Annotated in this window: 23 protein-coding genes; 8 read left to right on the plus strand and 15 right to left on the minus strand. The window is 72.2% G+C overall.

Annotated elements, in window-relative coordinates; translation table 11 throughout:
• The 10 genes from ACRX5S_RS20965 to ACRX5S_RS21010 form a co-directional block, all read right to left on the minus strand.
• On the minus strand, positions 1 to 895 hold an 895-nt coding region (locus ACRX5S_RS20965; protein ID WP_436774536.1), incomplete at its 3' end, for an SGNH/GDSL hydrolase family protein.
• 165 nt (positions 896 to 1060) lie between these two features.
• A complete protein-coding gene (locus ACRX5S_RS20970) occupies positions 1061 to 2140 on the minus strand; it encodes an STM4013/SEN3800 family hydrolase (RefSeq protein WP_436774537.1) in 1080 nt (359 codons plus the stop codon).
• A 116-nt stretch (positions 2141 to 2256) separates the two neighbouring features.
• Positions 2257 to 4134 carry a hypothetical protein gene (locus ACRX5S_RS20975; protein ID WP_436774538.1) on the minus strand — a complete coding sequence of 626 codons (1878 nt, stop codon included), beginning with the start codon at positions 4132 to 4134 and terminating at the stop codon, positions 2257 to 2259.
• A 162-nt stretch (positions 4135 to 4296) separates the two neighbouring features.
• Positions 4297 to 5598 carry a kynureninase gene (gene kynU / locus ACRX5S_RS20980; protein ID WP_436774539.1) on the minus strand — a complete coding sequence of 434 codons (1302 nt, stop codon included), beginning with the start codon at positions 5596 to 5598 and terminating at the stop codon, positions 4297 to 4299.
• On the minus strand, positions 5595 to 6629 hold the full coding sequence (locus tag ACRX5S_RS20985; RefSeq protein ID WP_436774540.1) for an amidohydrolase family protein: 1035 nt from the start codon (positions 6627 to 6629) through the stop codon (positions 5595 to 5597). The genes kynU and ACRX5S_RS20985 overlap by 4 nt, the downstream gene beginning before the upstream one ends.
• Positions 6626 to 7216 (minus strand): 3-hydroxyanthranilate 3,4-dioxygenase, encoded by a 591-nt coding sequence (locus tag ACRX5S_RS20990; RefSeq protein WP_436774541.1) that lies wholly within the window; start codon positions 7214 to 7216, stop codon positions 6626 to 6628. Before ACRX5S_RS20990 ends, ACRX5S_RS20985 begins: the two co-directional genes overlap by 4 nt.
• 34 nt (positions 7217 to 7250) lie before the next feature.
• On the minus strand, positions 7251 to 7700 hold the full coding sequence (locus tag ACRX5S_RS20995) for a RidA family protein (RefSeq protein WP_436774542.1): 450 nt from the start codon (positions 7698 to 7700) through the stop codon (positions 7251 to 7253).
• A complete protein-coding gene (locus ACRX5S_RS21000; protein WP_436774543.1) occupies positions 7697 to 8485 on the minus strand; it encodes a 2-keto-4-pentenoate hydratase in 789 nt (262 codons plus the stop codon). The genes ACRX5S_RS20995 and ACRX5S_RS21000 overlap by 4 nt, the downstream gene beginning before the upstream one ends.
• 70 nt (positions 8486 to 8555) lie before the next feature.
• Positions 8556 to 9302: a 2-keto-4-pentenoate hydratase gene (locus ACRX5S_RS21005; protein WP_436774686.1), complete on the minus strand. Its 747-nt coding sequence runs from the start codon at positions 9300 to 9302 to the stop codon at positions 8556 to 8558.
• A 59-nt stretch (positions 9303 to 9361) separates the two neighbouring features.
• Positions 9362 to 10867, minus strand: coding sequence for a 2-hydroxymuconic semialdehyde dehydrogenase (locus ACRX5S_RS21010; RefSeq protein WP_436774544.1), 1506 nt, complete (start codon positions 10865 to 10867; stop codon positions 9362 to 9364).
• 253 nt (positions 10868 to 11120) lie between these two features.
• Between ACRX5S_RS21010 and ACRX5S_RS21015 the strand changes: the two genes are divergently transcribed.
• A complete protein-coding gene (locus ACRX5S_RS21015) occupies positions 11121 to 12059 on the plus strand; it encodes a LysR substrate-binding domain-containing protein (protein WP_436774545.1) in 939 nt (312 codons plus the stop codon).
• A gap of 95 nt (positions 12060 to 12154) precedes the next feature.
• Here the strand turns inward: ACRX5S_RS21015 and ACRX5S_RS21020 are convergent, their stop codons facing one another.
• Complete coding sequence (locus ACRX5S_RS21020) at positions 12155 to 14401, minus strand: terpene synthase family protein (RefSeq protein WP_436774546.1); 2247 nt, start codon at positions 14399 to 14401, stop codon at positions 12155 to 12157.
• Between the two features lie 230 nt (positions 14402 to 14631).
• On the opposite strand from ACRX5S_RS21020, the gene ACRX5S_RS21025 reads away from it, so the two are divergent.
• Entirely contained in the window at positions 14632 to 15393 is a 762-nt protein-coding gene (locus ACRX5S_RS21025) for a helical backbone metal receptor (protein ID WP_436774547.1), read from the plus strand.
• 101 nt (positions 15394 to 15494) lie between these two features.
• Here the strand turns inward: ACRX5S_RS21025 and ACRX5S_RS21030 are convergent, their stop codons facing one another.
• From ACRX5S_RS21030 to ACRX5S_RS21040, 3 genes are read right to left on the minus strand one after another with little or no spacing between them, the layout of a single operon-like run.
• Positions 15495 to 16382: an ABC transporter permease subunit gene (locus ACRX5S_RS21030; protein ID WP_436774548.1), complete on the minus strand. Its 888-nt coding sequence runs from the start codon at positions 16380 to 16382 to the stop codon at positions 15495 to 15497.
• On the minus strand, positions 16379 to 17998 hold the full coding sequence (locus ACRX5S_RS21035) for an ABC transporter permease subunit (protein ID WP_436774549.1): 1620 nt from the start codon (positions 17996 to 17998) through the stop codon (positions 16379 to 16381). Before ACRX5S_RS21035 ends, ACRX5S_RS21030 begins: the two co-directional genes overlap by 4 nt.
• Positions 17995 to 19032, minus strand: coding sequence for an ABC transporter ATP-binding protein (locus tag ACRX5S_RS21040; protein ID WP_436774550.1), 1038 nt, complete (start codon positions 19030 to 19032; stop codon positions 17995 to 17997). Before ACRX5S_RS21040 ends, ACRX5S_RS21035 begins: the two co-directional genes overlap by 4 nt.
• Before the next feature lie 243 nt (positions 19033 to 19275).
• Here ACRX5S_RS21040 and ACRX5S_RS21045 point away from each other — a divergent pair, with 243 nt between their 5' ends.
• The 4 genes from ACRX5S_RS21045 (at position 19276) to ACRX5S_RS21060 (ending at position 23215) form a co-directional block, all read left to right on the plus strand.
• On the plus strand, positions 19276 to 20454 hold the full coding sequence (locus ACRX5S_RS21045) for a sensor histidine kinase (protein ID WP_436774551.1): 1179 nt from the start codon (positions 19276 to 19278) through the stop codon (positions 20452 to 20454).
• Positions 20451 to 21323, plus strand: a complete 873-nt coding sequence (locus ACRX5S_RS21050) for a response regulator (RefSeq protein WP_436774552.1) — start codon at positions 20451 to 20453, stop codon at positions 21321 to 21323. The genes ACRX5S_RS21045 and ACRX5S_RS21050 overlap by 4 nt, the downstream gene beginning before the upstream one ends.
• A gap of 194 nt (positions 21324 to 21517) precedes the next feature.
• Complete coding sequence (locus ACRX5S_RS21055; RefSeq protein ID WP_436774553.1) at positions 21518 to 22816, plus strand: NAD(P)-binding domain-containing protein; 1299 nt, start codon at positions 21518 to 21520, stop codon at positions 22814 to 22816.
• Between the two features lie 96 nt (positions 22817 to 22912).
• Positions 22913 to 23215: a hypothetical protein gene (locus tag ACRX5S_RS21060; protein WP_436774554.1), complete on the plus strand. Its 303-nt coding sequence runs from the start codon at positions 22913 to 22915 to the stop codon at positions 23213 to 23215.
• Positions 23216 to 23271: 56 nt separating this feature from the next.
• On the opposite strand, the gene ACRX5S_RS21065 is transcribed toward ACRX5S_RS21060, so the two are convergent.
• Positions 23272 to 24177: an SDR family NAD(P)-dependent oxidoreductase gene (locus tag ACRX5S_RS21065; protein WP_436774555.1), complete on the minus strand. Its 906-nt coding sequence runs from the start codon at positions 24175 to 24177 to the stop codon at positions 23272 to 23274.
• Positions 24178 to 24291: 114 nt separating this feature from the next.
• Here ACRX5S_RS21065 and ACRX5S_RS21070 point away from each other — a divergent pair, with 114 nt between their 5' ends.
• Together ACRX5S_RS21070 and ACRX5S_RS21075 are read left to right on the plus strand one after the other, a co-directional pair.
• Positions 24292 to 24963 carry a TetR/AcrR family transcriptional regulator gene (locus ACRX5S_RS21070; protein WP_436774556.1) on the plus strand — a complete coding sequence of 224 codons (672 nt, stop codon included), beginning with the start codon at positions 24292 to 24294 and terminating at the stop codon, positions 24961 to 24963.
• A gap of 115 nt (positions 24964 to 25078) precedes the next feature.
• A complete protein-coding gene (locus tag ACRX5S_RS21075) occupies positions 25079 to 25378 on the plus strand; it encodes a hypothetical protein (protein WP_436774557.1) in 300 nt (99 codons plus the stop codon).
• Positions 25379 to 25409: the final 31 nt, after the last annotated feature.

The raw sequence follows: 25409 nt of genomic DNA on the forward strand, positions 1-25409 counted from the left end.
TGGCGTCCTCGATGATCAGGGCGTAGTTCTCCTCACCGCGCTGGTTGGGGTGCAACGGGGCGGCGAGGTTGGTGGGGACGAAGCCTTCGATCCACCGGGCGGACGACGAGCGGCAGATGTCGTGGCCGGCGCTCGGCGTGCGGACGTCTACGTACTCGGCGCCGTGCGCGGCGGCCTGCGTGGCGATGACCGAGTTGAGGCGGTCGACGTTGGCCTGGAGGTAGTCGGCGTCGGTCGGGAGGACCGGCTGGACGGGCCAGCAGCCGCCGGGCTTGATGTAGAGGCCGTAACCGGTGACCACCACGCGGGCGTTCGGAGACTTCGCGTGAATGCCGTCGAGGACCGCGGCGAGCTTCGGACCGACGGAGTCGACCCGTGCGGCGACCTGGTCGACGCCGCCCGCGGTGTAGCGGCTCTTGCAGGTGGCGCCGAACGGGTTGAGCTGGACGCAGTCTTCGGCGATGCCCACCAGGCCCGCGTCGTTGCCACCGATGGTGAGCGTCACCAGGGTGGTGTCGGCGGACAGCGCGTCGAACTGCGGCGGCGCGGTACCCATGTCGACGCCGAGCAGGGACAGCGACTGCGGTTGCGTCATGTCCTTGGTGTCGGCGCCGCTGCACGTCACGTCGCGCAGCTCGTCCACACCGAGGCTCGCCGCGAGTTCGTGTGCGTAGTTGTTGGTCGAACGGCCGCACGCGACCGGGCCGGTGATGTCCGGGATCAGCGGCCCGGACGCCATCGAGTCGCCCAGTGCGACGTACACCTGCCGGGCCTGGGCGGGCGCCGCCGCGGCGGACGCGGCGCCGGGGCCGGCCGCCACGAGCCCCAGCAGCGCCGCGGCCGCCAGGACGCCCTTGCCACGACGCCAGAACCCTTGCCGGTACGAGGACTTCACGATGCCTCCTGCTGGTCGCGGGACAGCGGAACCCACTGCCGCACATCATGCAGGCTGAAGATCCTCGGCTTAACTGGCCGGTAACGTAGAGTTCCGGCAAGGGTTTTGTGACCCGTGACAAACCCGAGCGGCACCAAGGGGCGGCGGGCGGCCGTGCGGACGCGGCTATCGGGCGTCCACCAAGGCTTCGGCGTACGGCACGGTCAGCACGCTGGGGTGGCCGATTCCGTGGCCGCTGTAGCCGTCGTCCCCGAACGCGTCGCCGTGGTCCGCGCAGGCGATCACGAGCCAGGGGCCGATGGAGGGCAGGGCGTCGAACAGGCGCCCCAGGTGCCTGTCCGCGTAGGCCAGGGCGGCGAGTTGGCTCTCCCAGCCGTCCACCGCCTCGGGCGCGCCCTGCCGAGGGTGCGCGAGGTAGTGCGCGTGCGGCACGTGTGTGGCGGAGACGTTCAGGAACATGAACGTCAACGGCTGTCCGGCCGACGGGGTTTCGGTGTCGGGAGCGGCTTCCAGGACATCGAGGGCCTTTTGCACCTGATGGCGTGTCGAATCGTATTCCGATTGCCCGAATTCCGGGCTCCAGTAGGAGTGTTGGAACATGTTCGGAAATACCGAGCCGAGCGGTGTCCGGGACGAAAAGTATTCCACTCCGCCGATGCACACCGACCGGTAGCCCATGTCGGCCAGGCCGCTTACCAGGTTCGCACCCTCGATGACGTACGTCTTCGCGTGAATGGTCTTTCCGGCCGTCGGGCGGCACATGAACAGCCGGTCCGCCGGACGGCCGGGCACCGCGGGTTTCGGCAGGAAGCCCGCGAAGATCGCGTGGTGCGCGGGCCAGGTGAACGTGCCAGGGGCATGCCGTGGTTCCCACCCCGAGGGCGGAAGAAGCCGTGACAGGTTGGGAGTTCGGGACGCCACGTGCGCGGCCCGGGCCACGTCGTACCGCAACGAGTCGAGGGTGATGAGCAGAATGTTGCGGTGGCCGACGACGAGGTTCGCGTCGATCCCGGCATGCCGCGCGGACGAGTGCCATCCGGCCCCGCCCGCCGAATCGGCACCGGTGCGCAGGGAACCCAGGCCGACTTTGCCCGTGGAAATGGTCTCAGGCGCGAGCGTTTCCACTTCTGCCAAGGGATGTACCTCGAAATCCTGTCGGGACAAGGAGATTCCGGCCGTCGGCGCGCACGGCGGCCTGGTCCCATTTATATCCAACCGGGCCGACACGGTGAGGGCGGCGGCCACGCGGGCGCGACAGGGCAGAAATGGCGTGTCGGGAGGATCGGTAGGGAACCCGGCCACGAGACAGGACAAGGCCCCGGGGCGGCGGGTGGACCGCCCCGGGGACCGACTGGAGGGGGTCAGAACTGGCTGTTGCGGAACGGCTGGTCGGGGCGCCCGAGGTTCGGGCGGCCGAGGGTGTCACGCGAAGAAACCGCGTAGATCCCGTGGTTGGTCATCACCCACACGATGTTGCGGTCCCACTCGACGTAGACGCCGTGCGTCTGGTTGCCCTTGGCCCAGTCCGGGAACTCGCCCGTCTCGGTCGGCCAGTCCTTCGTCTTGGTGCCGTACGCCTTTGGCACGAAGTACGCGTCGATCTCCGCGCGTCCGGGCCGGTCCACGTCGAAGATCTGCGCGCCGGCGTTGTAGAACCCGTAGACGAGCGTGCCGTCGTCGTGCACGCCCGGGTTGGTGTAGTAGCCGGTGCGCTTCGGGCCAAAGCTGCCGCGGCGCTGGCAATAGTCGGTCATTCCCGAGGACTTCGGCGGGGTCGGCCGGGGGAGCTGCCCGACGATGCGCGGCCTGGCGGGGTCGCGGGCGTCGATCTGCCAGATCGGCTTGTACGGTTCGTAGCAGTCCTCGGTCAGCGGGTAGCCCGACAGGTAGATCATGCCGGTCTTCTCGTACTGCGACACGTCGATGTTGTCGCCCTCGGTGCCCGCCACGGACGGCGGGAGGTCAAGGTGCCCGACCTGCCTCATGTCGGCGGGGTCCGAGATGTCGAGCACCGTCAGGCCGAACCCGCCCTGCACCGCGAAGCCGTACTTCCCGCCCTGCTCCACCGGCTTGGGGACGAACAGCGGCATACGCGCACCCATCCACGAAGTCCGGTTGCCGCAACGCGGGTTCGTCGCGTAGGCGGCCTCCTCGCCCTTGATCTGGCCTTCGAGGTGCCAGGTGTCAAGGAGCCGCGGCTTCGTCGGGTCGGACATGTCCCAGCTCTGGTACCCCGCCGAGTGCAGGTTCGTCGGGTACTCGGTGTTCGCGTACGCGTCGTTCGGCGCGACCGCGATGAACAGGTACTTGCCGCCGTCCCACATCGGGACGTCCAGCGAACCCGAGCCCTGCTGCGGCCTGGACAGGTCGCTGTCCAGCGGGTCGGCCTGCGTCGAGTCCGTGCTGACCGTCGCGAGGAGCTGCCAGTCCTTCTTCATCGGCCCGTTGAGCTTGAAGACCTTGAAGCCCTTCAGGCCCTGCTTGGCCCGCACCGCCGCGACACCGGCCGGGTTGTCGAACTTGTCCCGGCCGGGCTCGGGGTGGAGCTCGTCTATCTGGCGCTTGTCCTCGAAGGACATGACCATCACGTAGGAATTGAGTCTGGCGTTCCACTGGATGGTGGTTGCGCCCCAGTAGTCGTAGGCGGCCCAACTCCCGTTCGCCTTCGACTCGTCGCCGTCGACGTCGTTGCGGCTCATGCGCTCGACGACCCGGACGTTGCGGACGTCGGTGATGTCGTAGACGCGCCCTTCCGACCGGTCGTACTGGAACATGTAGCGGCGGCCGCCGAAGTCCACGATGTTCTGCCAGGTGTGGAAGAAGTCCGGGGTGAAGTCGGCACCCTCGTAGGCGGCTTCGACCTTGGCGTTCTTCACGTACGACTTGGTGTCGTAGTCGTCCGTGCGCCCGGGGAACGGGTGCGGGTTCTCCTCGTCCACCGGCGTCGACGCCGGGTGCAGGAAGCTCCCGTCGAGCTGCATTCCGTAGCTGCCCGGATCGGCGGGCTGCGGACGGCTGTTGTCGCAGACGAACGGGACGTACGGGTCCGCGGCACCGGGCCCGGCGGCCGCCACCGGTGCCGCGGCAGCCGGTGAACCGGAACCATCGGCAGAGGGGTTCGTGGAGCGTCCGGCCGGAGCGAGCAGCGCTGCGGTGGTGGCGGTGGCCACCGCCGCGGCGACGAACGCCCCGGATCTGCGGGTGAGCGGGAGACCGGTGGTGGTGCGGGGGACGCGCATGGGGACGGTCCTTCCGTCGCGGAATCTGGCTTCGGGCGGTGAAACGGCGCTGAGAAGGTGGTGAAACGGCGCCGCAAGGGCGTGAAACGATGCTGAGAGGGAGGAGAAACGGGCGCTGATGGGAAGGTGCAAGCGACGCGGTGATCGGCGGCGATCCGGCACTCAGGTCACGGTCGAACGCGCCGCGAACCGCGCCGCGGCGTACTCCCGTTCCACCGCGATGCACAGCAACTCGGCGGCCAGCCCGGCGACGTCCGCGTGGGTGACGTACAGCGCGTTGAAGCCGAACCGCAGAATGTCCGGGGCCCGCATGTCGCCGATGTACCCTCGCGCGATCAGCGCCTGGACCATCGGGTACGCGTGCCCGTGCCGCAACGACACCTGGCTGCCGCGCCGTTCGGGCTCCCGAGGGGTCGCCACGGTGAAGTCCAGGCCGTCCAGCAGCTCGTCCGCGCAGTCGAGGAAGAACCCCGTCAGGGACAGCGACTTCGCACGCAAAGCCGCGATGTCCACGCCGTCGAATGCGGTCAGTGCGGCCTCCAGGGCCAGCATCGACAGCAGCGGCGGTGTGCCGATCCGGGCCCGGGAGATGCCCGGAGCCGGGGTGTAGGTGCCGTGCATTCCGAACGGCTCGGCGTGGCCGTGCCATCCGGTGATCGCGTGGTCGAACGCGTCCTGGTGGCGTGCGGCGACGTAGAGGAACGCCGGAGCACCGGGGCCGCCCGACAGGTATTTGTAGCCGCAACCGACCGCGAGGTCCGCTCCGATCGCGTCGAGTTCGACCGGCAGCGCGCCCGCGGCGTGGCAGAGGTCCCACAGGACGACGGCCCCGGTCGCGTGCACCGCCTCCGTCAGCGCGGCCATGTCGTACAGCTCGCCGGTGCGGTAGTCGACGGGAGCGTACGCCGCCACCGCCACGTCGTGCCCGTCCGCGGCCAGCACGTCCGGCAGTTCGCGCATCGGGACGCGCCGCACGGTCAGGCCGAGCGCGCGGGCCACCGCGTCCGCGATGTACTGGTCGGTTGGGAAATGGTCCGGATCAGTCAGCAGCACCGTGCGGTCCGGGCGCAGGCGCGCCGCGGCCGTCAGCGCGTTGTAGAGCTGCACGCTGGTCGAATCGCCGCACACCACCTGGCCGTTCGACGCTCCGACGAGGCGGCCGATCGTGTCCCCGATACGGATCGGGGCGTCCCACCAAGCATTGTCGTTCCAGGAGCGGATGAGATCGGTGCCCCACTGGCGGCGCACCGCATCCTCGACCGCACCCGGGACGGCGGCCGGGAGCGCACCGAGCGAGTTGCCGTCCAGGTACACGACGCCCTTGGGGAGAAGGAACCGGTCGCGCAGGAAGGCCAGCTCGTCGGCTGCGTCCAACGCCGACGCGCGGTCGCTGAGCTGCTCCACCGCCGTCGGCCCGGCCGAGACACGCCGGCTCCCCGCCCCACCACCGTTCAACCCGCTCATCGCACGGCCCTCCCGGCGCCGACGGCGCGCCCGACCAGATCGTCCAGACCGAAGACCCGGACCGCGTTCCCGCCCAGCAGCGCGGCCTTCTGATCCGGAGTCAGATCGCTCGCCCGGATCAGCGCTCCCGGCTCGGCCTCGCCGAGCGGGAACGGGTAGTCGCTGCCGAGCAGTACGCGGTCGGTGCCCATCACCTCGACCAGCAGCTTCAGCGAACGAGGGTCGAACACCGCGGAGTCCACGTGGAAGCGGTCGAGGTAGCCTGACGGCGGCAGCGCGCTGTCCCGGCGCACGATGTCCCGGCGGTGCCACGCGTTGTCCGCCCGGCCCAACAGGTACGGGAACGACCCGCCGCCGTGCGCGAACAGCAGGCGCAGCTCGGCAGGCAGGCGCTCGAACGCGCCCGACAACGCGAGCCGCAGGATCGACAACTGTGTCTCGGCGGTCATGCCGACCAACCACGCCAGCATGTAGTCGTCGGTGCGCGCGCTCTCCGGCATGTCCCACGGATGGACCAGCACGGCCGCCCCCAACTGGGCGCAGTGCGTGAGGAATTCGGTGATCGCACCGTGGTCGAGATCGCGCGGCCCGACATGGTTGCCGACGTGCACCCCGCGATGGCCCGCGCCGACCGCCCGCGTCACCGTCTCGCACGCCGCCTCGGTGTCCTGCAACGGCACCTGGCACAGGGGTACGAGCCGGTCGGGCGCCTGCGCGCAGAACGCGAGCATTTGCGCGTTGACCCGGTCGCACCACTCGGTGGCGCGGGCCACGTCGGCGTCGTACCCGAACATCAGCGGCGTGCTGGACACCACCTGGATGTCGACTCCGGCCGCGTCCATCTCCGCGACGCGAACGGCCGGGTCCCACAAACTGCGCGTCACCGGCCGGTATTGGGCGTCGCCGAGCATCATCATGCCGCTGCCGTCGCCGTGGTCGCGCAGCCACGGCGCGTCGTGGTCGCGCAGCACGCGTGCGTCGGCGCGCGAGATCGGGGGGAAGACGTGCGCGTGCACGTCGATGACGGTCATGGTGCCTGGGTTTCCTGACGGGTCTTGTCGGTGTGCGGTCGGATGTCGTCGGGCCAGTCGCGGCCCGGGTGCAGCGCACCGCAGTGCGGGCAGGTGCGGGCCTCGTCGTCGGCGTAGAAGCCCTCGAACACGGGCGGGAGGTCGTCCACGATCGACCGCAGCTGCAACTCGCTGCGGTGCACGAGGTGGTGGCACGCCGTGCAGTACCACTCGAACGCGTCGCGCGCTCCGGCCGGCCGGGCGAACTCGACGACGAGGCCGATGCTGCCCGGCTCCGGCCGCTGCGGGGAGTGCCGCAGATGGGCCGGGGCGAGGAACACGTCGCCCTCGCGGATCGGGATGTCGCGCGGCGGCCTGCCCTCCTCCTCCATTACCCGCAGGACCATGTCGCCGCGCAGTTGGTGGAAGAACTCCTCGATCGGGTCGTCGTGGAAGTCGGTGCGCCGGTTCGGGCCGCCGACCAGCGTCACCATCAGGTCGGCGTCCCGCCAGATCTGCACGTTGCCGACCGGCGGCCTGAGCAGGTGGCGGTTCTCCTCGATCCACGCGTTGAGGTTGAACGGGGCGCGCGGCGTGCTGCCGGACATGGGCGCTCCAGGGTGGTCGGGGCTGCGGAGGGAGTCAGGACCTGGGCGAACTGTGCCGTTGGCCCCGATTCTGCGGAACGTACGCCGTCGCGCTGATCTCGATCAAGAGGTGCGGGTGCGGGAGCTGGTGCACCGCCACCGTCGTCCTGGCCGGCCCCGACTCGTCGAAGAACTCCCCGTAGACCTCGTTGTAGCCGCCGAAGTCGTTCATGCTGACCAGGTACGCCGTCACCGACACCACGTCGGCCAGCGACCCGCCCGCGGCCGCCAGGATCTCCCCGACATTCCCGATCACCGCCCGGGTCTGCGCGCGGATGTCGAGGTCTGTCACGCCCATCGGGTCCGCGGACGCCCCGGCGAAGGTGCCGTCCGGGCGGCGCGAGCTGGTCCCGGACACGAACACGAAGTCGCCCGCCCGGCGGAAGTGCGGGAAGCGGCCCCGCGGTCGGGCCTTCCCGGGCACGATTCCGGACGCGCCCGTCACCGCGCGTCCCCGACCGCGGAGGCGGTGACCTCGACCGAGCCGAGGCCGGCCACCGTCGCGCGCACGTGTGCCCCCGGTTCGAGCGGTACGGCGGCCGTCGCCGCACCCGCGAGCACGACCCACCCGGGCCGCAGCGTCGTCCCCGCCGCCGCGGCCAGGCGCGCGGCGGCGGCCAGCGAGCGCACCGGGTGGCCGAGGATCGCCGCGGTGCTCCCGGTCTGCGCGAGCCGCCCGTCCACCTCCAGCAGCACACCCAGATTGCCGAGGTCGACACCGCGCGCCGGACGCCACGGACCGGTCGCGTAGCCCGCGGACGACGCGTTGTCGGCGACGACCTCGGGGAGCGTGAAGGAGAAACCGGCGTACCGCGAGTCGATGACCTCCACCGCGGCCGCGACGGCCTCGACGGCGGAGAGTGGGTCGGTGTTGTCGGCCCCCGCGCCCAACGGGGCCCTGAGCAGGAACGCCACCTCGGGCTCGATGCGCGGGTGCAGCAGGGCCGCGACGTCGACGATGCCGCCGTCGGCGACGTACATGCCGTCCGTCAGGCTCCCGTGGATCAGGTCGTGCACGCCCATCTGCCGCATCTTGGCCACCGACGTGAAGCCGAGCTTGAACCCGGCCATCCGGTCGCCGCGCGCGAGCCTGCGGCCGACCACCCCGCGTTGCACGGCATACGCGTCGGCCAGCGGGACGGAGGCCAGTTCGGTCGGTCCGGAGACGGGCTTGCCCGACACCGCCGCACCGTCGAGGGTGTCGGCCCAGCGCTCGACCATGCCGGTCATGCGGAGTCTCCGTTCGCGAGGAAAACGGGCGGGCGTACGGCCGCCGCGCACAGGGCGGCGCGATGGAGGGTCACGGCGCACCGTCCCCGGCCCTGGACCCGAACGCGGCCCGGACGGTGCCCAACCCCTGGATTCGTGCCTCCATCACGTCCCCTGGCGCGGCGGCGACCATGGGGCCCAGCGCGCCGGTCAGCACAATGTCGCCCGCGCGCAGGTGGTCGCCCTGCGCGGCGAGGGCGTCGGCGAGCCAGAGCGCGGCGGTGAGCGGGTGCCCGAGGCATGCCGCGCCCGCGCCGACCGAGACCTGTTCGCCGCGGCGCTCCATCACCATGCCAGCGGTGCGCAGGTCGACGTCGCCCAGCGGCGTGGGACGCCCGCCGAGCACGAACAGTCCGGACGACGCGTTGTCGGCGACCGTGTCGGTGATGGTGATGTCCCAGTCGCGGATTCGGCTGCCGACCACCTCGATCGCGGGCAGCGCGAAAGCCGTCGCGCGGATCAGGTCGGCCACGGTGGTGCGCTCGTACGGCAGATCGTGCTCCAGGACGAGCGCCACCTCGGCCTCGGCTCGCGGTTGCAGCACCGCGCCGAACGGGATCTCGGCGCCGTCCGGCACCGCCATGTCGTCGAAGAGGACGCCGAAATCGGGTGTGTCAACGCCGAGTTGCCGTTGAACCGCGGTGGAGGTGAGGCCGATCTTGCGGCCCACGACGCGGCGTCCGGCGGTGATCCGGCGCTCGGTCCGGATGCGCTGCACCGCGTACGCCGCCGCGACGTCGCCGGGCGGCAGCAGATCGCGTACGGGTTCGCACGGCATGCCGGTCTCGCCTGCCCGATCCAGCCGGTCGGCCGCCGCGACGAGGATCTGTCGGTCCGTCACAGCTTCACACACACATTCGTGGGCTCGGAGAAGAAGTCGAGGGAGTGCACGCCGCCTTCGCGGCCGATGCCGGACGCCTTGACGCCGCCGAACGGCGTGCGCAGGTCCCGCAGGTTCCAGCAGTTGACCCAGGCGATGCCCACATCGAGCCGAGGGGCGACGCGGTGCGCGCGCGACAGGTCGGTGGTCCAGACGGCGGCCGCGAGGCCGTACGGGCTGTCGTTGGCCAGTCGCACCGCCTCGTCCTCGGTGTCGAACGGCGCCAAGTGGCAGACCGGTCCGAAGATCTCCTCGCGCACCACCGGATGCGACTCCGGCAACCCGGCCAGCACCGTGGGCTCGACGAAGAACCCGCCGTCGCGCTCGTCGCCGAACTCCGGTGTGCCGCCGCCCGCGAGCACCGCCCCGTCGCGCGCCGCCTGCGCGTAGTAGCCGAGGACCTTGTCGCGGTGCTCAGCCGAGACGAGGGGGCCGAGGCGCGTACCTTCGTCGTACGGGTCGCCCAACACAAGGGACTTCGCCCGTGCGGAGAGCGCGGCGGCGAAGTCGCCGAAGATCTCCCGCTGCACGTAGACGCGTTCGGTGCACAGGCACACCTGGCCGCTGTTGGTGAACGCCGAGGCCGCGGTGCCGTCGACGGCCCGCTCGAAGTCCGCATCGGCGAATACCAACGCGGCGTTCTTCCCGCCGAGTTCAAAGGAGACCGGAGTGAGGTTGCGGGCGGCCGCGCCCATGATGGCGGTGCCGGTACGGGTCTCCCCGGTGAAGGCGATCGCGTCCACGCCGGAGTGCGCCGTCAGGAACTCGCCCGCGCTGTCCGCACCGAGCCCGTGCACGAGGTTGAACACCCCCGCGGGCACCCCGGCTTCGTGCATCACCTCGGCGAGCAGCGTCGCGGTGGAGGGCGTCAGCTCGGAGGGCTTTGCGACGACGGTGTTGCCCGCGGCGAGCGCCGGGGCGACCTTCCAGGTCAGCAGGAGCAGTGGCAGGTTCCACGGCGAGACGACCGCGACGACGCCGAGTGGGCGGCGCACGGTGTAGTTGAGCGCGCCCAGGCCGTCGGGGGTGGTCGTACGGTACGCCTCCTCGGCGCGGCCCAGCGCGAGGTCGGCGTAGCTGCGGAAGTTGGCGATGCCGCGCGGGACGTCGACCGCGGCGGCGAGCGCGTACGGCTTGCCGGTGTCGGCGATCTCGGCCGCGGCGAACTCCGCGAAGCGGGCCTCGATGCCGTCCGCGACACGGCGCAGCAACCGGCAGCGACCGGCGGTGTCGAGGTCGCCCCAGGGCCCAGCGAGGGCGCTGCGCGCTGCCGCGACCGCGCGGTCCACGGTGGCCCGGCCCGCCTGCGGGACGCTGCCGAACACCCGGCCGGTGACCGGGTCCACGAGGTCGAAGGGGTCGCCTTCGCTCGTGGTCCCGAATTCGCCGGCGATGTAGTGGGCCCAGCGGGTGGGCAGAGGCGCCCGGGCCGGGAGCGCGGGGGCGGGGGGCTGCGGGGCCACCTGAAGTGCCTCCTCGGGGTGGGCGCGTGCGGCGGGCGCCGGTGCGACCGGCTGCCGTGAAGCCGTCGCTCTGGCTTGTGCACGCATCATCCCGAGAGAGAGGCATGCCGAACCAATGCTGTTTCGTGTCGCTGATATACCGGGATGGTTATATTGAGAGCACATCGGACGGTCGGCGTCATGCCGTGGCGGGACGCCGACCCGCCGCGCGGACGACGGGGGTCCGCCCATCACAAGCGACCGAGGCGGCAGCGTGATCGACCTACTGGACGGACGGCTCAAGTTCCGCCATCTCGGGCTCGTGGTGGCGGTGGCCGAGCACGGCAGCGTCGTACGCGCCGCCGAGGCGCTGCACCTCACGCAGCCCGCCGCCACCCGGACCCTCCGTGAACTGGAGGATTTGGTCGGCGCGCGCCTGTTCGACCGGGGGCCGCGCGGCATGACCGCGACCGTCCACGGGACCGCGCTGGTCGAACACGCCCGACTCGTGCTCGCCGAGGTGCGGCGCGCGGGGGAGCACCTCGCCGGGCTGCGCGAGGGCCAGACCGGCACGGTAACGGTCGGGATCCTGCTCGCGGGCACGAGCGTGCTGTTGCCGCGCGCGGTTGCGGCGCTGAAGCGGGAGCGGCCGAGGATCACCGTCGTGGTGCGCGAGGCGACGTACGACGTGCTCTACCGGCAATTGCTGGCCGGGGAGGTGGACGTGGTCGTCGGACGGCTGAGCCCGCCGCCGGAGCCCGGGCGTGTTCGCCGACACGCGCTCTACCACGAGCCGATCCGCCTCATGGCGCGCCGGTCGCACCCCCTGCACGCCGCGGGCCGGGACCTTGAGCTGGTCGAGACGCTGGCCCACCCGTGGATTCTTCCGCTCGAACAGACCACGCTGCGGGGCGAGTTGGAGGCGCTGTTCGACCGCAGCGGGCTCCCGCTGCCGGCAGATCGGGTCGAGTGCACGTCCATCCTGACGGTCCGTGCTCTGCTCCTGGCCACCGACATGATCGCCGCGCTGCCCGAACTGGTGGTCACAGGGGACGACCAACTGGCCCCGCTGCCGGTGCCGTTGGAGTCCGTGCGGCGGACGGTCGGCACGACGCTGGTCGCGGGGCGCACGATGACGCCCGCCGTCCGCGAGTTCCTGCGCCATCTGGAGTTCGAGGGCGAGCAGTTGGGGGCGTCCCTGACCGCGGTGTGAAGACGAGGCGACGGTCCGGCGGCACGGCGGGTCGGAGCGGATGGGCCGACCCGCCGTGCCTGTCCATGGGCGTCGTGCGGTACCGCGACCCCGATCTACCCGACCCGGCCCAGCAGTTCGGAAACGCGCACGGCCGACGTGCCCATCCCCGACACTCCGGGAACGGTGAACGACACGTCCGAGGGGACCGCGGTCGCCGCCCCGGTCCCGAAGTTGCGGTGCAGCGTCTCCTCGTCGTACCGCTTGACCTCGCGGTGCCAGTGCAGGACCCCGGCGAGCCAGTTGCGCAGGTCCTGGACGTACGCCTCCACTCCCGCGCGAGCCTCCGGGCTCAGTTCGAAGTCGGCGTACAGCACCGGGAGTTCATGTGCGGCGACGTGCTGGAACTGGGCCAGGCGCTGGTTCATGAGGTCGGCGACGACGGCCACCGCCGTGTCGTGGTCGCAGCCGAAGAACTTCTCGACGACGAGCAGCGCATTGTGCACCTCGCCCTCGAACTCGATCTCCTTCTGGTACGAGAAGAGGTCGTTCAGCAGCGCTCCGTAGTCGACCGCCGCGTTCTCCAGAGACCGCACCGGGCCGCTGCGGAACACCTCGTCGGGTACGTTCGTGCCGTTCTTGAGACGGCACACGCTCATCGTCAGGTCCGCGCCGAAGGTCGCACGCCGCATCTCGATGTAGTCCACCGGGTCCGGCACGAGCCGGTACCTGCGGTTGGCGACCTCCCAAACGAAGCCGTCGAGCATCGTGCGGACCGCGGCGTGGTAGTCCTGCCGCACGCGGACCGACATCGCCGGGGCGGTCTGCCGCCACAGGTCGGCGGCGCCGCGCTCCATGGCCGTCACGGGTGCCGGCGGCGGGGCCGCGAGGTCCACGGGCATCAGCGCCAACAGCCGGTCGGCGCACAGCCGCGCGCCCTCGACGTCGCCGCCGCCGCCGAACCGCGCGGTGAAGTAGTCGTCCGCGTACGTCCCCCAGGTCAGCCAGTTGGACGCGAGCGCCAGTTCCCCGGGCGTCGCGTCGGGGTCGAGCCCGGCAGCGCACAGCGCGAAGTCGAAGCCCTCCAGCATCGGCTCGGTCCAGATGCCGGAACCCGGATCGCCCTCCTGCGCGTCGAGCAGCCCCATCGCCCGCGCCCAGGCGACCGACGCCTTCAGCGCGGACTGGTGGTGCGGGCTGAGACTGACCTCGAACGGCAGCTCAAGTGGCGGCAACGGCGAGGGACCGACCGCGTGTTGGTGGTGCGCGCGGCGGCGCACGCGGTTGAGCGTCGCGACGATGTTGGCCGCCGACATCCCGAGGCCGGACGGTGCGAACGGGAACGGCAGGCCGCCGCCACCGCCCAGGTCGGCCCGCTGGTTCATGTAGCGCGACGAGCGCATGTGCCACTCGTGGCCGCCGGACTGCCAGTCCTGGAGCCCCTTGACGTACGCCAACACGTCCGCGCCGCGCTCGGCGTCGATGCCGTACTCCGCGAACAGCGGCCCCAGTTCGGTGAGGACGGTGTCCTCGAACTGCTGGAGCCGCGAGGTCAGCAGCTCGTTGACCGTGTCGGCGGCCTCCTGCGTGCCGCAGCCGAAGAAGGTCTCCAGGACGAGCACGCCGTTGCTGAGCTCGCCTTCTTCCTGTGTCTCCCGCTCGTACGAGAACAGGTCGTTGCGCAGGTGCACCCCGTCCGCGAACGTCTCGCGCAGCACACGCAGGGGCCGCGACTCGGCGATCTCCGGCGGGACTTCGGCCCCCGCGGCGTACTCGACCAGGTTCGCGGACCACGGCGCCCCGCCCACCTTGCGGCGCATCTCGATGTACTCCACCGGATTGGGAATCCGGCGCGCGTTGATGTTCGACAATTCCCACAGCGACTCGTACAGAAGATTCGCGGTGTGCTCCGCGAAACGCGCCCGCCAGTCCGCCGACATCGACGGAACGGTACGCGCCCAAAGGTCGGCGAGCCCCGCCTCGACGGGATTCGTCGGCTCCGGGAAACCGTCCGCGAGATCGACCGGCATGAACATCGGGAGGCGGTCCAAATAGGCCTTCCCGCCGTCCCGGTCCTGGGTCCGCTTGTAGACCTCAAGGAAGTGGTCGTCGAAGAAGAAGACCCACGTGTACCAGTCGGTGACCAGCGACAACCTGGTCTCGTCGCAGTCGGGATGGGTGTACGAGCACAGCAGCGCGTAGTCGTGCGCGTCCAGGTCCCCGGTGCTCCAGATTCCCGAACCCTCCAGCATTCCCATCGCGCGCGCCCAATCGCGGGTGTGCACCCGCGCCGCTTCCAGATGCGGATTGAGCCGCGCCGGATACGGCATGTAGAACGCGGGCAGTTCAAAAGGCTGCGTCACGAGACCCCCTCGGCCATTCCCCCGATTTCCGCCACCCGGACGACTGGGCATTACCCCGGCCGGTTGGCGGCTATCCGGGATACGGAACAGTCATACAAAATGCCCGGTGCGAGGACGCTTTTCGCCACACGCCTAGGCTGGAGACCCGCCGGCCAGGCCGCCGCCGGCCAAGCCCGTGCCAACCGGGCACCAAGCCCGAGCCGACAGAGCCCGCCGACCGAGGAAGCCCCATGACCGACACCGACGACCTCGGCCACCGCGTCCCGATCCCCGCCCAGGTGCACCGGGTCGTGTCCCTCGTCCCGTCGCTGACCGAGGCCGTCGCGGCGACCGCCCCCGGGCTCCTGGTGGGCGCGACCGACTGGTGCAGTCATCCCGCCGACCTGGACGTGGCCCGCGTACGCGGCACCAAGAATCCCGACGTCGACGCCATCGCCCACCTCGCCCCGGATCTGGTGATCGCCAACGAGGAGGAGAACCGCGTCCCCGACCTGGACGCGCTGCGCGAACGGGGGCTGGCCGTCTGGGTGACCCAAGTCCGCACGCTCGACGAGGCGTTCGCGTCGCTGCGCCGCCTGCTGGTCGGCGCCTGCCGACTGGACGAGCCGGAGTGGCTGGGGCGTGCCGAGGACGCGTGGTCCCGGATCCACCCGGGGCCGCGCCCGCCCAGGACCGCGGTGGTGCCCATCTGGCGGCGCCCGTGGATGGTCGTCGGACGCGACACCTTCGCGGGGGACCTGTTGGCCCGCTTCGGCATCGCCAACCTGTACGCCGACGACTCCGAGCGCTACCCGCGCGTGGGGTTGGACGCCCTCGTCGCCGCCGGACCGGATCTCGTCGTCTTGCCCGACGAGCCCTACCGCTTCACCGCCGACGACGGACCCGAGTGCTTCCCCGACAGCCGGACGGTGCTCCTGAGCGGCCGTCACCTCACGTGGTACGGCCCGTCCCTGACCGAGGCGGCCGACGAACTCACCCGTGCCCTGGGCTGATTGCGCCCTTGACGGAAACCCCGGGATCCGCAGCCTGGTCACCGCCACAGGCGGGCCCAGCTGCGGATCTCGACGGTGTCGAACGGGGGTTGCGCGGCCGGTCACGCGTCCCGGCGCAACAGTGCGGTCGCGCCCAGCGCGAGCCAGCCCGCGGCCCACAGCGTCAGGACGCCCAGCCCCGCCCACGGCCCGATCGGCGCGGACGCGACGTCCACGGTCGTCTGGACCGCCATCCCCGCCGAGGCCGGGCCGATCTCGTTGAGCCGTTCCATCCACTTGTCGTCCGAGACCAGCGACGCGAGGACGGGGAAGACGTACAGCAGGGCCAGGACCGCGGTAAGCGCTCCCGCGGTGTCCCGCAGCAGCCAGGTGACGCCCGCGCTCAGCAGCGCGATCAGCACCAGGTAGAGCACCGTGCCGAACGCCGCTCGCGCGGTGGGCCCGTCGGCGAGCGACAGCGGCCGGTAGCCGTGCGCCCGGGTGAACCCGCCGTCGAGCAGCAGGTACCGGCCGGCGGCGACCGAGGCGAGGACGGCCGCGGTGCCCGCCGCCGCGGTCACCGCCGCCAGCACCGCCGCTTTGGCCGCGAGGACGCGGCCCCGGCGCGGCATCGCGGTGAGCGTCGTGCGGATGGTGCCCGTGGCGTACTCGCCGGAGACCGCGAGAACCGCCAGCACCGCCACGGCCGTCTGGCCCACCCACGTACCGGTCAGGCTGAGTTTGACGACGTCCTCGCCGCACGACTCGTGGGTGCGGCACTGGTCGGTGTCGATCGCGCCGGTCGTCAACGCGCCAACTGCCGCGGTGAGCACGACGATCGCCACCACCAGCCACCAAGTGCCGGGAAGCGTACGCAGCTTCGTCCACTCGGTGTGCAGGGCCCGGAGCATCGCCCCGGGCCGGACCGCCGTGCGTCCGGGACCGTACCCGTCGCGGACGTCCGACGCGGCAACCCCGGAACGCGGGCCCGCGCCGATCCCGACGTTCATGCCGGACGCCTGCGGATGCGCCACACGGCCAGTGCCAGTGCGACGAGCACGTACAGGAACAGCACACCGAACCCGGCCCAGGGCGCCTGCGGATAACAGCCGTCCTCGGGGACGCACGCGGTGTCGACCTGGTTGAAGTCGTCCGTCGTCCGCTGCACCGCGAACCCGGCCACCGGTGTCGCCTGCATGATGAACCGTGCGGCGTCCAACGGGAGTCCGGACAACAGGATCTGCGGCAGCACCAACAGCACGATGATCACGCTCACCGCCGCCGCGGTGTTGCGCAGCAGCGCACCGAGCGCCATGGCGAACACCGCGACCAGCGCCAGCACTCCGGCCGTGCCGACCACCGCCGCGAACACCCGTCCGTCGCCCAACGAAGGCTCCGGGAACTGGGGCGGCTTGTGGCCGGTCGACCGCAACAGCGGCCGGCTGATGAGGAACGACGCCACCGAGGCCACCAGGCCGACCGCGAACGCGGCCGCGCCCAGCACCAGCGCCTTGGCGGCAAGTACCCGGCCACGGCGCGGGCTTGCCGTGAACGTCGTGAGGATCATGCCCTTGCGGTACTCCGCGGTGATGAAGAGCACGCCGAGCGCCGCGACCGGGATCAGCCCGATCATCGCGCCGTCCAGCGAGCGCTGCGCGAGGTCGGTCTCGTACTCCATCGGTGCGATGTCCCCGGACGCGGTGAGCGTGTGGACGCCGCCGTCCTCCGACGCGGAGTTGGTCCCGGCGCCCTCGGCTCCGAGGCCGTCGGCCGCGCCCACCGGAACACCCGGAGCACCCGGCCCGCGGGGCCCGCGCGGGTCCGCGCCGACATCGACGCCGCGCACCGTGCCCTCCGTCCGGCCCTCGACCGAGAAGTTGTCGAACGTCCCGGTCGCCGCCGACGGGCCGCCCTCGACCGACGTCGAGCCGAACTGCCGTTCCACCGCGAAGAGTCCGGGCGACGTGACGAACAACCCCACCTCGGCGCTCGCGGGCAGTCCGTTGAGCGTGGCCGAGCCGACCTCGTCCCAGGCCACTCCGTCCGCCGACTCGTAGCCGGTCACCACGTTCCCGGCCCGCGTGAGCCGCAGCCAGCGCGGCGTCGCGGCCGACGCCGAACTACCCGCCCGGTCCAGCGTGAAGTCGGACTGGAAGCGCACCCCGTGCGCCGGGGTGAGCAACATCGCGGCGTACGTCGAGCCGGGCGTCGTGGACGCCTTGACGATGATCCCGGCCTTCGCCCACGGCGCCGGCTTGCCGCCGCCGAGCACCGGGCCGTCCTCGCCCTCCCCGTCGAGCTCGGCGCGGCCGAGACCGGTGACCCGGGCGGTCACCGTCCCGTCCCCGGTCATCGGCTCGCCGACGAACTGGAAGGAGTCGGAGACCCGTTGGCCGCCAGGCCCGCGCGGCGGCGCCGCGCCACCGCCCCCGCTCACCGAACTCCCGCCCGCGGACAGCATCGACACCAGGATGGTCACCGCGACGGCGCTGACCATGACGATCGTCCAGCGGCGCACGGTCCGCAGCATCGTCCACTCGGCGTGCAGCAGGCGCCCGAAGCCGTCGCCGCCCCGGGCGAGCGCGGAGCGGTACGCGGCGGGCCTGGGAGGGGTCTGCGTCGTCATCGCGCCGCCTCCCCGGTGGAGGTGCCGTCCGAACCGGCGTCCCCGTGCGCCGCCGCCTCCCGGTTTGCGGTTCCCGCCGAACCGGCGCCCCCGGTGTCCCCGTCAAACCCTGCGACACCCTCCGTCGCCGCCCGGAACTCCGCCGAATCCCGCGTCAGTTCCATGTACGCCTCCTCCAACGTGGCCCGGTGCGCGGACACTTCGGAGAACGACACACCCTTCCTGCCGAGCAGCGCCACGATGCGCTCCGCCGGAAGCCCCGTGACGGTCAGGGTGTCGCGCCCGGTCGCCGCGACCGTTGCCCCCGCGTCGGTGAGCACGGCCAGCGCCTGGGTGCGCGCGCTCGTCCGCAGCGCCACCCGGTCGCCGGACGCCGCGGCCAGCAGCTCGGCCACGCTCGTGTCGGCGATCAGCCGCCCGCGTCCGACCACCACCAAGTGGTCTGCGCTGTCCTCCAGTTCGCTCATGAGATGGCTGGAGATCAGCACCGTGCGGCCCTCCGCGGCGAGCGACCGCAGGAACCCCCGGATCCACCGGATGCCTTCCGGGTCCAGGCCGTTGACCGGTTCGTCCAGCAGCAGCACCGGCGGATCGCCGAGCAGTGCGGCGGCGATCCCGAGGCGCTGCCGCATACCGAGCGAGTAGCCGCCCGCCCGGCGTCGGCCCGCCGACGCGAGGCCGACCTGCTCCAGCAGCTCGTCGACGCGGCGCGTCGGCACGCCGTGCGAGTGCGCGAGCCAGAGCAGGTGGTCCCGCCCGCGGCGGCTCGGGTGCACGGCGGCGGCGTCGAGCAGCGCGCCGACCTCGTACAGCGGGGTGCGGATCGCGCGGTAGGGGAGGCCGCCGACCAGCGCCTTGCCCCCGTCTGGCGCGTCCAGGCCCAGGATCATCCGCATCGTCGTGGATTTGCCGGCCCCGTTGGGACCCACGAATCCGGTGACCTGGCCGGGCCGCGCCGTGAACGACAGGCCGTCGACGGCGACGGCCGGACCGAACCGCTTGCGCAGGTCCGAGACTTCGATGGTTGCGTCCATGCCGAGGAGATTAGGGAGCGGGCGGCACCCGGGTCGTCACGCACGGGAGCCGTCTTGCGCGGCCCCGTCGCGGGGGACCGGGGGACGGCGGCGTCCCCCGCGCGGGGGATGCCGGGACGGCTGCCCCGGGGGACGCCCGGCGGTCCGCGGGCCGGTGACAATGACGTACGCGGACCTCCGGCGAGGCGGCCCGCGCCCGGCGCCGCCCGGGGGAGGGGAGAGACGTACGCACCGATGCGGGTCATGGGCAGGATCGCGGCCGCACCGCACACGCCGCTGGTGGCGGGGGTGCTCCTCGGCGTGCTCGCGTTCCTGGAGACCGTCCTGCGCCTGGCCGGCTCGGACGGCGGCTTCGGCGGTCAGGAGGACTCCTGGGTCCTGCTCCTTGCCCTGATCACGACCGTGCCCGTCGTCCTGCTGCCGGCGCACGCGGTGTCCGCGGCGGCCCTCGTCACGACCGCCAACTTCGCCGCCATGACGCCCTTCCACCTGCTCACCGTCGCGGGGACGGCCGCCCAGCTGACCGTCGTGCACCAGCTCGGACGCCAGAACAAGCGCCTGCTCGCCGCGCTGCCCGTCCCGCTCTTCCTCGGCTACGCAATCGCCGCGGCCCCGGACCTCGGCCCCGCGGAACGCACGCTCACGCTGACCCTCGCCTCCCTGACCGCCGCGGCCGCCGGGGCGGGGATCGCCCGCCGCGCCCGCAACGAGGCCCGCGTCCACAGCGCCGCGGCCCAGGCGGTGGCCGACAGCCTGCTCGAACACGCGGCCCGCGGCGAGCGCGCGCGCATCGCCCGCGAGTTGCACGACGTGGTCGCGCACCACATCTCGATGATCGCGGTGCAGGCGGAGAACGCCCGGCTGACCACCGCCGGCCTGCCGCCGGACGGCGCCAAGCGCTTCCTGGCCATCGGCGACACGGCCCGTGCGGCGCTCACCGAGATGCGGCGGCTGCTGGGCGTGCTGCGCGAGGACGCGGGGGAGAGCCCCGGGCGGCGCCCGCAGCCCGCGCTCCAGCAGTTGGTGGAGTTGGTCGACGAGGCCCGGGACGCCTCGGGCGGGGCGACCCGGCTGATCGTGCACGGGCGCGTGGTGCCGCTCGACCCGGGGATCGAGCTGACCGCGTACCGCATCGTCCAGGAAGCGCTGACCAACGCGCGGCGCCATGCGCCGGGGGCGGCGGTGGACGTCGAACTGCGCTACACACAGACCGGGATCAGGCTGCGGATCAGGGACAACGGGCCCGGGCCGCGCGACGGAGGAGGCACGGTGCCGGGGGCGCTTGCGGGGCACGGGCTGGTCGGGATGCGGGAGCGGGCGGCGATGGTCGGGGGCGAGCTGAGCGCGGGCGCCGCCCCGGGCGGCGGTTTCGTCGTCGAGGCCCGGCTGCCCGCCCCGGGGACGGACGGGGGGACGGCGTGAGCGGCACCGGACCGATCAGGATCGTCGTCGTGGACGACCACGAGGTGGTCCGCGCGGGCTTCGCCGGGCTCCTGGCCACGCAGCCGGACTTCGCCGTCGTCGGGACCGCGGCGGACGGCGGCGAGGCGGTGCGCGTGTGCGCCGAGGCACGCCCCGACGTGGTGCTGATGGACGTGCGGATGCCGGGCATGGACGGCATCGAGGCGACCGAGCGCATCGTGGCGGGCGACGCCGAGCGGGCGCGCGAGGCAGCCCGCGGACGCGAGGCCGACGGGTCGGGCGCCGCCCGCGAACGTGGGGGCGAACGAGCCGAGGCCGCCCGCGTACGCGGCGCTGACCCGGCCCGCGGCGCTGAACCGGCCTGCGGCGTCGCGCAGGTCGGCGGGGCGCCGCCTTCGGCCGCCGGGTCCGGCGTCCCGCGCATCCTCATCCTGACGACGTTCGACCTCGACGAGCACGTCTACGACGCCTTGGCCGCCGGGGCGAGCGGGTTCCTGCTGAAGGACGTCACCGCCGAGCGCCTGTTCGACGCGGTCCGGGTCGTGGCCTCAGGTGAGGGCCTGTTGGCCCCGACCGTGACCCGGCGCCTGATCGCCGAGTTCGCCCGCATGCGCCCGAAGCCGCCCGCCGCGGAGGCGGAGGACCGGCGGCTCGGCGCCCTCACGCCGCGCGAGACCGAGGTGCTGCGGCTGATCGCCGCGGGCCTGTCCAATCCGGAGATCGCCGGGCACCTGCTGGTCAGCGAGGAGACGGTGAAGACGCACGTCAGCCGGGTGCTGGCCAAGCTGGGCCTGCGGGACCGGACGCAGGCGGTGGTCGCGGCGTACGAGTCGGGCCTCGTCGTGCCGGGCGGCGCGTCCGGCGGCTGACCGTCCGAAACGCGCGGTCGCCCGCACCGCCCGGAATGCGGTGGCCCGCAGCGGCCGGAAATCCAAGATCACCGAATCGTCCCGGAAAGGCACCGGCTTGCCTGCCGCGGCGGCCTTGCCTCGGCGTTGCAACGGTTGTGCCGGGGACCTAGCCTGCGCTGACAGAGAGTCAGGAACAGGTGCTGGTCGGGGCCGTGGCGTCGACCGCGGGAAAGGCGTGTGCCATGGCCAAGGTCGCGGTTGTCGGCGTGGGGATGATCGGTTCGGGCGTCGCCGGAGCGCTCGTCGACGGGGGCTTCGACGTTGCGGTGTACGACGTGGACCCGGCGGCCGTCGAGGCGTTCCAAGGCCGCGCCACCGCCGCCGCGACCCCGGCCGAGGCCGCCGCGGACGCGGACGCCCTCGTGGTCGCGGTCTTCGACGACGCCCAGGCGCGGACGGTGCTGACCGGTCCGGACGGGGCCTTCGGCTCGCTGCCCGCGGGCGCCGTCGTCCTGGTCCTGAGCACCATCACGATGGCGACGCTCGATGACCTGGCGAAGGCCGGCGCGGAGTCGGGCGTCCACGTCCTGGACTGCGGCGTCACCGGCGGTCCCGCCGCGGCCGCGAAGGGGCGGCTGGTGTCGATGGTCGGCGGCGGTGAGGAGGCCGTCGCCCGGGTGCGGCCGGTGGTCGAGGCGTTCAGTTCCAGGGTCGTGCACATGGGCGGCCCGGGCACCGGGATGCGCGCGAAGCTGATCCGCAATCACATGCAGTACACCGTCTGGGCGGCGGCCGACGAGGCGCGGCAACTCGCTGAGGCGTCCGGCATCGAGGTTGCGAAGTTGCGCGAGGTGGTTGTCGCGGGCGACGAACTCACCGGCGGCCCCACGGCGTTGATGGGTCTGCGGCCCGCACCGGACATGATGCGCGGTGCGGCGGCGATGGCTCACAAGGACCTGCGTGCGTCGATGGCGCTGGCCGAGGAGGTAGGTGCGGACGTCCCCGTCGCGCGGCTCGTCGAGCCCGAGTACCACCGGGTGTTCGGACTTGAGGAGTACGACGCCGACGCCGAGGCGGGTGCTGCCGACCAGGCCGCTCCCGAGCAGGAGGACGCCCGGACCCGTGGACTGCGCATGATGTCCGCCGTCTACAGCCTGCCGATGAGCCTGGAGGGGGCGAGCAGCCCGTACCTCGACCTGACGGTGGAACACCTCTTCGGCGAGATCTGGACGCGTCCCGGACTCGACATCAAGCAGCGCCGGCTGCTCACCATCGGCGTCCTCGCGGCGCTGGGCAAGGACGACGTGCTGGAGATCCAGTTCTCCAGTGCCATGGAGCGCGGCGAGCTGACGGGCGATCAACTCCGCGAGGTGGTCGTGCACTTGGCGCACTACGTCGGATGGCCGCTGACCTCGGGTCTCGGCGGCCTGGTGGAGAAGCTGGTGCGCAAGCAGGAGGCCGCCGAGGCGAAGTCCGCGGAACCGCCCGCCGACCCGCGCCCCCGTTCCTAGCACCACACCGCAGCTGTCCCCCTAGGGGTCAACTCCGGGACACATCAGGGCTCTTACCGATGCAACCGGCGGCCGCCCGGCTGCCACGCTTTCCGCATGGTGATGCCCGGACTGTCCGTGACGTTCATCGGCCTCCTCGTGGCAGTGGTCGCGATCGGCGCGCGTGCCGCGTGGACGCGGCGTCGTTCCGGACCGCTCGTCGACCGCCGGCCGGGCGTGGCGGTCGGTGCCGTGGTCGGTGCCTGGGCGGGGTTCCTCGCCGGGGCGGTCGTCGGGGTCGTGGTGGACGTGACCACCGGCGGCGGGACGTTCGTCGCCGTGTTCGGGCACGCGGTGGCCGTGGTCGGCGCGGTCGCCGGAGCGCTCCGCGTACTCGATTCCGCGCCCCGGCGGGTGTGACCGCCCAGGCATCCCAAGTCCCGCCCCACGCCCGTGAGTTGGACGCAAGTCGCCGATCACGAGGCGGGCGGCTGCTGCGGCGCGGCCCCCGGCGCGGGGACGGCCTTCTCCGCCGCGCGGCTGGTCTCCTCCCACGCGGACCACGTGGCCATGCGGCCGCGGGCGATGTCGAACGCGAGGTCGTACACCATGCTGCCGAGCAGCAGCCGCAACGGCGGTTCGTCGCTGCCGACCAGCTTGAGCAACGCGTCGGCGGCCAGCCGGGGTTCGCTGTCGACCGAGCCCTCGGCCCACTGCCTCTCCAGTTCGGCGCGGAGCGGGGCGTACGCCTCGACCGGCGTCGTCTGCCGCATCGCGGTGTAGAGGTCGGTCCAATAGCCGCCCGGCTGCACGATGCTGACGCGGACGCCGAACGCCGCGGCCTCCATGGCCAGCGCCTCGCTCATGCCCTCCAGCGCGAACTTGCTCGCCGCGTACATGCCGGACAGTGCGAAGCCCGCCAACCCGCCGATGCTGCTGATCTGCACGATGTGCCCCGAGCCCTGCTCACGCAGGTACGGCATGACCGCCTGGCTCACCCACAGCGCGCCGAAGAAGTTCGTCTCCATCTGCGCCCGGGCCTCCTCCTCGCTGAACTCCTCGACCATCCCCATCGACAGCGTCCCGGCGTTGTTGACCACGATGTCGAGCCGCCCGAACGCTTCGACGGCCTGCCCGACGGCTGCGAAGACCGCGTCCCGGTCGGTGACGTCGAGGGTCAGCGGCAGGACGCGCCCCGGGTGTGCGGCGGCGAGTTCGTCGAGCGCCGCGCCGCTGCGGGCCGCCGCGGCGACCCGGTCCCCGGCGGCGAGAGCGGCCTCGGCGAAGGCCCGGCCGAGGCCCCGGCTCGCCCCGGTGACGAACCACGTGCGGCCCTCGGCCTCGGCGGTCGTGGCGACGCTTGCGGCTCCTGGCGTAGGCATGATGTCCACTCCCTTCAAGACGAGACGTTGCGTCTCGTTCGGTCGACTATCACCCACACCCTCCCGCGTGTCAAGACGATCCGTCTCGTCTCGGTCCCTGCTACCGTCCTCCCCATGGCCGAGCAGCAGCACAAAGCCCAGAAGTCCCCAAACGCGGCACGCCGCAGCCAGGCGTCCCGCCGTGCGATCCTGACCGCCGCCTTCGACCTGGCCGGCGAGATCGGGTACGCCAAGCTCAGCATCGAGGCCATCGCCGCCCGGGCCGGCGTCGGGAAACAGACGATCTACCGCTGGTGGCCCAGCAAGGGCGCTGTCCTCTTCGACGCGTTCCTCGCGCTGACCACCGGCGACGAGGACGCCGGCGGGGGAGCGCCGGGCGGCTCCGCCGAGCCCGCCTCCGGCGCCCTGCCCGACACCGGCGACATCGAGGCCGACCTGAAGACCGTGCTGCGCGCCACCGTCGCGGAGATGGCCGACCCGCGCTACGACCTGCCCATGCGCGCGCTGACGTCCGAGGTCATGAACGACCCCGAACTGGCCGCCACGTACGTCGAACGTCTGCACACCCCGGTCGACGAACTCAAGCGGCAGCGCCTCCGCGCCGCCCAGGAGGCGGGCCAGATCGCCGCCGACGTCGACCTCGGCGCCGCCGTCGACGCGATCTGGAGCCCGCTGCTGAGCCGCTGGCTGCTGCGCACCGGCCCCCTGGACGCCGATTACGCCGATCGGGTCGTCGAGACGGCGCTGCGCGGACTGCGCCCTCGCGGCGACAACGCCGCCGTTTAGCGCGTGGAGCCGACCGTTTCGTGGCTCTCCGTGATCGGTCGAGAGGCGGAACGTGATCGGCGGTGCGACAGTGAAGAGGAGTTCAGCCCCTGAACTCCTCAAGGAGGCACACACCATGGCCAAGCAGAAGGCCAAGCCGCATCTTCAGGACAAGAGCCCGATGTTCGCCGAGCCCGCGCACCGTGCGGACGCGGACCGGGCGCAGGACCGCCCGGCGCACGAGCGCTCCGCGCAGGACCGTTCCGCGCAGGACCGTTCCGCGCAGGACCGTTCCGCGCAGGACCGGTCGCAGGCGCAGGACCGCGCGTCCGACACGCTGGTCGCCGACCACGACGCTCAGCAGAACCGCCGCGCCAAGGGTCGCAAGCAGACGCGCGGCAGCGACACCGGCCCGAAGGGCCGCAAGCGCCACTGACCGGCGCAGCTTCCGGACCCCGGGTCCCCGG

The organism is Yinghuangia sp. YIM S09857, assembly GCF_051388915.1.
Classification (GTDB): Bacteria; Actinomycetota; Actinomycetes; order Streptomycetales; family Streptomycetaceae; genus Yinghuangia.

What these genes read in the sequence shown, in the direction of transcription:
- ACRX5S_RS20975 (WP_436774538.1), bottom strand. Translation starts at nt 4,134, where the DNA reads ATGCGCGTCCCCCGCACCACCACCGGTCTCCCGCTCACCCGCAGATCC.
- kynU (WP_436774539.1), bottom strand. Translation starts at nt 5,598, where the DNA reads ATGAGCGGGTTGAACGGTGGTGGGGCGGGGAGCCGGCGTGTCTCGGCC.
- ACRX5S_RS20985 (WP_436774540.1), bottom strand. Translation starts at nt 6,629, where the DNA reads ATGACCGTCATCGACGTGCACGCGCACGTCTTCCCCCCGATCTCGCGC.
- ACRX5S_RS20990 (WP_436774541.1), bottom strand. Translation starts at nt 7,216, where the DNA reads ATGTCCGGCAGCACGCCGCGCGCCCCGTTCAACCTCAACGCGTGGATC.
- ACRX5S_RS21000 (WP_436774543.1), bottom strand. Translation starts at nt 8,485, where the DNA reads ATGACCGGCATGGTCGAGCGCTGGGCCGACACCCTCGACGGTGCGGCG.
- ACRX5S_RS21005 (WP_436774686.1), bottom strand. Translation starts at nt 9,302, where the DNA reads ATGCCGTGCGAACCCGTACGCGATCTGCTGCCGCCCGGCGACGTCGCG.
- ACRX5S_RS21025 (WP_436774547.1), top strand. Translation starts at nt 14,632, where the DNA reads ATGACCGACACCGACGACCTCGGCCACCGCGTCCCGATCCCCGCCCAG.
- ACRX5S_RS21030 (WP_436774548.1), bottom strand. Translation starts at nt 16,382, where the DNA reads ATGAACGTCGGGATCGGCGCGGGCCCGCGTTCCGGGGTTGCCGCGTCG.
- ACRX5S_RS21035 (WP_436774549.1), bottom strand. Translation starts at nt 17,998, where the DNA reads ATGACGACGCAGACCCCTCCCAGGCCCGCCGCGTACCGCTCCGCGCTC.
- ACRX5S_RS21040 (WP_436774550.1), bottom strand. Translation starts at nt 19,032, where the DNA reads ATGGACGCAACCATCGAAGTCTCGGACCTGCGCAAGCGGTTCGGTCCG.
- ACRX5S_RS21045 (WP_436774551.1), top strand. Translation starts at nt 19,276, where the DNA reads ATGGGCAGGATCGCGGCCGCACCGCACACGCCGCTGGTGGCGGGGGTG.
- ACRX5S_RS21060 (WP_436774554.1), top strand. Translation starts at nt 22,913, where the DNA reads ATGGTGATGCCCGGACTGTCCGTGACGTTCATCGGCCTCCTCGTGGCA.
- ACRX5S_RS21065 (WP_436774555.1), bottom strand. Translation starts at nt 24,177, where the DNA reads ATGCCTACGCCAGGAGCCGCAAGCGTCGCCACGACCGCCGAGGCCGAG.
- ACRX5S_RS21070 (WP_436774556.1), top strand. Translation starts at nt 24,292, where the DNA reads ATGGCCGAGCAGCAGCACAAAGCCCAGAAGTCCCCAAACGCGGCACGC.
- ACRX5S_RS21075 (WP_436774557.1), top strand. Translation starts at nt 25,079, where the DNA reads ATGGCCAAGCAGAAGGCCAAGCCGCATCTTCAGGACAAGAGCCCGATG.